General features: G+C 60.5%; 7 protein-coding genes and 1 pseudogene. 2 read left to right on the forward strand and 6 right to left on the reverse strand.

Annotation, left to right across the window (positions count from 1 at the left end):
- Window positions 1-53: 53 nt before the first annotated feature.
- The 4 genes and pseudogenes from OVY01_RS13250 to OVY01_RS13260 all read right to left on the reverse strand — a co-directional run bounded on the left by OVY01_RS13250 (window position 54) and on the right by OVY01_RS13260 (window position 3,867).
- Window positions 54-587: a glycosyltransferase family 25 protein gene (locus OVY01_RS13250; protein WP_267848055.1), complete on the reverse strand. Its 534-nt coding sequence runs from the start codon at window positions 585-587 to the stop codon at window positions 54-56.
- A 58-nt stretch (window positions 588-645) separates the two neighbouring features.
- A pseudogene (locus OVY01_RS23290) lies at window positions 646-1,137 on the reverse strand (glycosyltransferase family 25 protein); the annotation flags it as partial.
- 585 nt (window positions 1,138-1,722) lie between these two features.
- The gene (locus OVY01_RS13255) at window positions 1,723-2,589 is read right to left on the reverse strand and encodes an SDR family oxidoreductase (protein WP_267848056.1); all 867 of its coding nucleotides are present in this window, start codon (window positions 2,587-2,589) and stop codon (window positions 1,723-1,725) included.
- Between the two features lie 345 nt (window positions 2,590-2,934).
- Window positions 2,935-3,867: an NADP-dependent oxidoreductase gene (locus OVY01_RS13260; RefSeq protein WP_267848057.1), complete on the reverse strand. Its 933-nt coding sequence runs from the start codon at window positions 3,865-3,867 to the stop codon at window positions 2,935-2,937.
- 107 nt (window positions 3,868-3,974) lie between these two features.
- Here OVY01_RS13260 and OVY01_RS13265 point away from each other — a divergent pair, with 107 nt between their 5' ends.
- Window positions 3,975-4,859, forward strand: coding sequence for a LysR family transcriptional regulator (locus OVY01_RS13265; RefSeq protein ID WP_267848058.1), 885 nt, complete (start codon window positions 3,975-3,977; stop codon window positions 4,857-4,859).
- Here OVY01_RS13265 and OVY01_RS13270 read toward each other — a convergent pair.
- Window positions 4,840-5,526 (reverse strand): hypothetical protein, encoded by a 687-nt coding sequence (locus OVY01_RS13270; protein ID WP_267848059.1) that lies wholly within the window; start codon window positions 5,524-5,526, stop codon window positions 4,840-4,842. The two genes, OVY01_RS13265 and OVY01_RS13270, sit on opposite strands and share 20 nt — an antisense overlap.
- Between OVY01_RS13270 and OVY01_RS13275 the strand changes: the two genes are divergently transcribed.
- The gene (locus OVY01_RS13275; protein ID WP_267848060.1) at window positions 5,520-5,711 is read left to right on the forward strand and encodes an ester cyclase; all 192 of its coding nucleotides are present in this window, start codon (window positions 5,520-5,522) and stop codon (window positions 5,709-5,711) included. The genes OVY01_RS13270 and OVY01_RS13275 overlap by 7 nt on opposite strands.
- A 167-nt stretch (window positions 5,712-5,878) precedes the next feature.
- Here OVY01_RS13275 and OVY01_RS13280 read toward each other — a convergent pair.
- A partial coding sequence (locus OVY01_RS13280; RefSeq protein WP_267848061.1) for a glycosyltransferase family 25 protein occupies window positions 5,879-6,414 on the reverse strand: 536 nt, incomplete at its 5' end.

Genomic DNA, 6,414 nt, shown 5'->3' on the forward strand with positions numbered 1-6,414 from the left:
ACGGCGAGATCCGTCAGGCAAGCCCTGGACGTTCGGCCTGCCGACCCTCGTTATCAAGAACGCGTCAGAAGTCTGCGCCTGCCATTGGAGAGCGTCCCCTCCCGACGCTGGTCCAGGCGCACCACTCGTCGTGGCCGATCTTTGACATTGAAGAAAAACCGCCGCACCTTGTCCGCCGCGCGATGCCACTTGTACCGGACTTTTGCCTGCCCTTTCAACCGCGGCTTCCGGCGGTCGCCGATCACGCTGGGAAGCGCGCTCTCCGTCACGACATGCGGATGGGCAACGAGCAGCCGAAGACCATGCTCCCAATGGCGGTCGATGACCTCGTCGATCGTGAACATCATGTCTTGCGTGTGGATCAGCAGCTTTTCCGCCGCACTTCTCGTCAGGAGGTATCCAAGCGTGCTCATCGCGGAACACGCGACCCAGTTCAGTTGCCTCGATCCCGCGGTGACGCAGTACGGGCGGGCCCCGCGCCGGTAAAGACTGTATAAACGCACAAAATCCCAATGCGCGCGTGCCATGACGATATCCGCGACCCTCTCGGAGAAGTCGCCATGCAACACGCCGTCGTCCTCCAGCAATGACCTCGTCGATCGTGAACATCATGTCTTGCGTGTGGATCAGCAGCTTTTCCGCCGCACTTCTCGTCAGGAGGTATCCAAGCGTGCTCATCGCGGAACACGCGACCCAGTTCAGTTGCCTCGATCCCGCGGTGACGCAGTACGGGCGGGCCCCGCGCCGGTAAAGACTGTATAAACGCACAAAATCCCAATGCGCGCGTGCCATGACGATATCCGCGACCCTCTCGGAGAAGTCGCCATGCAACACGCCGTCGTCCTCCAGCACGCAACAGACATCGCTGTCGGAATCCAGAAACCGGCGCCACACGGCCCGATGGCTCAGATAACACCCGATCTCGCCCGGCGTGAGACCGTACCCGAAACGATGCAGGCGTTTCGCCGAGTCGTACCCCGGGATCCTGTCGACAGACCCGGGACGGATGCCGATGGCGTCGAAAAAACGCGCGGGAATTTTCAATCTGGAAAATTGCTCCTTCATGAAGGCACGTCGCTCCAACGCCCCTGGCAATGAAATACAGATGTAAGCTGTTTTACACAACATCGCAGGCATCCAACTTCAGTTTAGAAGTTGTCTTTTATACCGATGAATCAATGATTTTTTTCAGCGCATGGCATAAGAATTTTCCCATTTTATAAATTCTTCAGTAAAACCAAATATCATATTAAATTCATGATTTCCATAATATTTTTCCTATTTTTATCGATACTCGATGAACACACGGCGTATTAAAAGACATCCAGCTTCGCGTAGAACGCACGGCTGGACGCCAACAAACCAACGTCTCTTACAGAACCGCGAAGGCTTGCGCGACAGCGGCGCCGGCCATCCCGAACGTTCCGATCTCGGCAACGATTGCCCGTCATTTCAATTCCGTTTGTTTCATTAGTTTTACTTATTTTATATCGATATATAGAAAATAAAATAACCGGCAGGCCGACTCGGATCGTACCGCCCAATTCACCGGCGATGACTGGCAGTCGTTTCCGAGGGCTCATCGGTTCGTAGCGCTAGTCGAAGCCGGCTCTTGATGAGAAGGTTGCCGCCTCCGCGTTGCACGATTGTCTGAGCGACATCCGGGGGTGGGTGGCCCCGGTGAAGGGCTGGCTTCCACCCCGAAGAGACGCGTGCGCAGACCTATGCCAAGGCAAGCCCGGAAGCGAAGTCGCGATAGGTCCGCAGCGGACGCTCCAGGAGCGAAGTCAGGCGCTCGACATCGCCGGCTTCGGGAACCATTCCCTCGGTGAGGAAACGCTCGCTCATCAGGCGCATGTCGAAAGCCATCCAGCTCGGCATGAACTGCCTGAGGTTCTTCTCGAATCCGGCGGTGTCATCGCCCGGATAGGCGATCGGACGCCCCAGCACGTGCGTCCAGATCGCGGCGACATCCGCGCCGGTCAGCGTGTCGGGGCCAACGACGTTGATCCGGTCGAACGGGAGAGGCGCTGCCGACTGCTCGCGGCGGATGAGTTCGATGGCAGCGACTTCGGCAATGTCGTGTGTATCGACCATCGCAAGGCCCTTGCTGCCGATCGGCATCGGATAGATGCCGTACCCGGTCACCACATCCTTGATCGTGAGGTCGTTGCTGATGAAGTAAGCCGGACTCAGGATGGTGGCGTGGAGGCCCATCTGTTCGATCATGCGCTCGACACCGTACTTGCCCGCGAAGTGCGGCACGTTCACGTAGCGGTCGCTGTGAATCACCGACAGGTAGACGATCCGCTCGATGCCGGCCTCGCGGGCGACGTTGAGCGCGATCAGCGCCTGCGTGTATTCGTCGGCCACCACCGCGTTGAGCAGGAACAGTGTCGAGACGCCCGAGAAGGCGCTTCGCAGCGAATCGACGTCGAGCAGGTCGCCCTGAACGACCTCGACGCCCGCCGGGAAATTGGCCTTCGAGGGATCGCGGACGAGCGCGCGAACATTGGCGCCGCGCTTGGTGAGCTGTTCGATGACTTGGCCGCCGACAGTGCCGGTCGCGCCGGTAACGAGAATGGTCATGATGATGATTCCTTGGTTGGTTCGGGTCGATTTGTTTCTTTGGAAAAATCAGGACGTAGTGAAATGCTTGACAACGTTCTTCGGACAGATTTCCAGGTAGCCCCTCCACGGGGTCTTGACGAACAGCTCAGCGCAATCTTGGTAACGCGATGCCCCGCCTGGAACGTGTAGGTCCACTTCACCTGGATGCCGCCGTCCACCGCCACGAGCCACCCCTGCCCGCGCGCATGGCGCATCAGGTGCTTCAATGAAAAGCTCGGATGTCAGAATGTCTACCGCGCGATTCTTCATCGGCGCGCATGGCGTTCGCAGCGCTCATGTTGTACCCCTCTTCGAAGGGTTGATTCAGAGGGAGAAATTCACGACGGTCTTGCCGACCTGCGGCTGAGTTCGATTGCGCTCGATCGCTGCCGGCAGTTCGTCGAAGCGCACGACGGCGCCGACCTTTGACCGCAAGCGTCCCTCCACCACGTCCTCGGCGATCGCGTGCAATCGCTCAGGGTCTGGCGTATTCATGAACCAGAGGCCACGCCGCCCTGCCGGAATGCTCTCCAGAATGGCCGGCGATGCGGTGCTGACGATGACGCCATCTTCGGCAAGCACGGACCACGAGCGGTTCAGCACCTCGCCACCGACGACATCGACCACGAGATCGATGTCGTTCGCCGTGGCCTCGAACTGCTCCTTGTCGGAGGCGATGACGTGGTCTGCGCCCAGGCTGCGGACGTAGTCGACGTGCTTGCTCACGGCGGTCGCAAACACCACGGCGCCGGCCTGATGCGCGTACTGCACCGCGAATCCACCCAGGCCGCCTGACGCGCCTTGGATCAGGATGCGCTGGCCCGCATGGATCGGACCGGCGAAATTCAGGCTCTGCCACGCGGCCACCGAGGCCAGCGGCAATGCCGCCGCCGCCACGAAGTCCAGCGCGTCGGGCACCGCGCCGAGATTGGCCGCGTTCACCGCCACCACGTCGGCGTAGGCGCCCAGGCCACCGAGCGGCCCCATCACGCGATCACCTTCGCGCAGTCCGGTGACGCCGGGGCCCACCGCTTCGACGACGCCGGCCAGTTCGATACCCAGGACGGTCGGCAATTGCAGCGGATGGGCATTCCGGACGTAGCCTTCGCGGACCTTCCAATCCAGGGCATTGACGCCGGCGGCATGGACACGGACCAGCACCTGGCCTGCTCCTGCCGTCGGTGCCTCGACTGAAGAAACCTTGACGGCGCCCGGGCCGCCGTATTCGGTAAGTACCAATGCGCGAACGCTGTTCACAGGGAGCTCCTTTGGGGTTTGGGTTGCGTATGACCAAACAATAAAGAGTTCCACCTTTAAAACAAAGACTATAAAATATAGACAACTCGTATCAAAATTGAGACGCCATGGATTTGAACGCCCTTGAGGACTTCCAGCTGGTGGCGGCTCACGGCGGTTTTGGGAAAGCCAGTCGCGCCAGCGGCCGGTCCAAGGCAACCCTGTCGCGTCGTGTCGCCGATCTCGAAGAAGCGCTGGGCATTCGACTCATCGAGCGAGGCTCGCGTAGCCTGGAATTGACCGAAGCGGGCCAACTGCTTCTGACCAGGACAGAGGGCCCGATGCACGAAGTCACCGAAGCGGTCACAGCCGCACGGGACGGTCTCCAGACGCCGCGAGGCCGTCTACGTATCGCGGCGCCGCTCCTGTTTTCGCAGGTGGCGCTGGGACGACTCGCCGCCAGATTCCTGACGCTGTATCCCGAGGTGCGGATCGAAGCCGTCGCCGAGGACCGGATCGTCAATCTCGTTGACGAACATTTCGATGTCGCCATCCGCATCAATCCGCGTAAAGACAGCGTATTGGTCGGCAGGTGCTTTGCCAAAGACAGACTGATCCTTGCCGCCGCACCGTCCGTCCAGATGCCGAAGGGGCACCGGGACAAGCCTTTCCCGGTTGCGGCTGTCGTCATGCCGACCTACCGTGACGGAGACGTTTGGACGGTGCGCAATGGCCAGTACACCATCGAACCGCAACCTGTTCTGCGTCTGTCTTCGCTCTTGATGGTCCGCGATGCCATTGCTGACGGCGCGGGGGCGGCCATGCTGCCGCAGTCCATCGTCAACAGCATGCTGGAAACGGGGGAACTGGTGTCGTGGGGTATTGCCGGCGGCGAAACCGAGCTTTGGGTTCTGCACACGTCCCGCCGTTTGCAAAGTCCCAAGGTCCGAGCCTTCGTGGAGTTCATGTGCAATCAATACCCCAGTGGATCGTTCACCATCCCGATCCGGTAAATAGGCAAGCCGACAGGGTGAGGACACCGCACCACCACCGCCCTACTGGCGCGCGCCCGATATGCATGCGGGCCGCGTCGGCGCACCACTTTGGCAACTGGTGGACTTCCATCCCGATGTGCACGGAGCGAGCCGCGCCGGCATCGAAGCCGTCCTCCAGGCGGCGGGCCTCTCGGATGCGTGGGTGACGCCCGATGGCGCGTGGCGGGACAGTGCCGGCATGGCGTTGCCGCACGACGAAAACTGGCTCATCCGCCCGCAACATGCCCAATCCCGGGCCGCCTGACTGCACCCTGCGACCGCCGTGGACAGCACCCCACTCCCGGTCATGCCAGCCATTCTGCAACGTCTGCTCGAAGGCGTCGCCTGCTGCCCCGAAGACGACCCGAACACCGAAACCTGGTTGGCCTGCAATGAACGCTATCGGCTTGGCGCGCGAGCCGGCAGTGGGTAAAAGTCCAGCGCCGAATTCATTGGCTACACCGCACGCGCTGCGGCACGCGTTCGCCGACTGGGCGAGATCGACCAGCGCCGAGATGTCCTGGACAACGACACGACCAAGCGGCTCCAGCGGGAACGGCGCGCGGTGGAAACGTTTTATCGCGCATTCAACGACAAGAATCCTGATTTGGTTGACGGGGGTGCTATCGCCGATATGGGATGACATTCCATTGGCCCCCGGAACAAAATGCCGGCCCAGAGGGTATCAAACCCATTATCCGTAGCGTGATACACGCATTTCCGGACGTCCAGATTACGATCCACGACATGATTCAGGAACCCGGCAAGATCGGTGTTCATACGGAGATCAGTGGAACCCAATTGGGCGAACTCTTTGGCATCAGCCATTGATTCACGGACCTTTGCCAACTCTTACTTCAGCGTGAACGTGTATTCCATCTTTATCCATGGCTTTCACGCGGTACAGTTATCGATTGCGACGCAGCGCCCAGGCACGGTTACCGGAACTTTTGGGGGGTGCTCCGGACGCTTGTCGGGGATCGGCCTGCCGACCCTCCTTACCAAGACCGCGTCAGAAGTCTTCGCCTGCCGTTGGAGAGCGTCTCCTCCCGACGCTGGTCCAGGCGCACCACTCGTCGTGGCCGATCTTTGACATTGAAGAAAAACCGCCGCACCTTGTCCGCCGCGCGATGCCACTTGTACCGGACTTTTGCCTGCCCTTTCAACCGCGGCTTCCGGCGGTCGCCGATCACGCTGGGAAGCGCGCTCTCCGTCACGATGTGCGGATGGACGACAAGCAGCCGAAGACCATGCTCCCAATGGCGGTCGATGACCTCGTCGATCGTGAACATCATGTCTTGCGTGTGGATCAGCAGCTTTTCCGCCGCACTTCTCGTCAGGAGGTATCCAAGCGTGCTCATCGCGGAACACGCGACCCAGTTCAGTTGCCTCGATCCCGCGGTGACGCAGTACGGGCGGGCCCCGCGCCGGTAAAGACTGTATAAACGCACAAAATCCCAATGCGCGCGTGCCATGACGATATCCGCGACCCTCTCGGAGAAGTCGCCATGCAACACGCCGTCGTCCTCCAGCA

Origin of the sequence: Robbsia betulipollinis (genome assembly GCF_026624755.1) — a bacterium.
Taxonomy (GTDB): Bacteria; Pseudomonadota; Gammaproteobacteria; order Burkholderiales; family Burkholderiaceae; genus Robbsia; species Robbsia betulipollinis.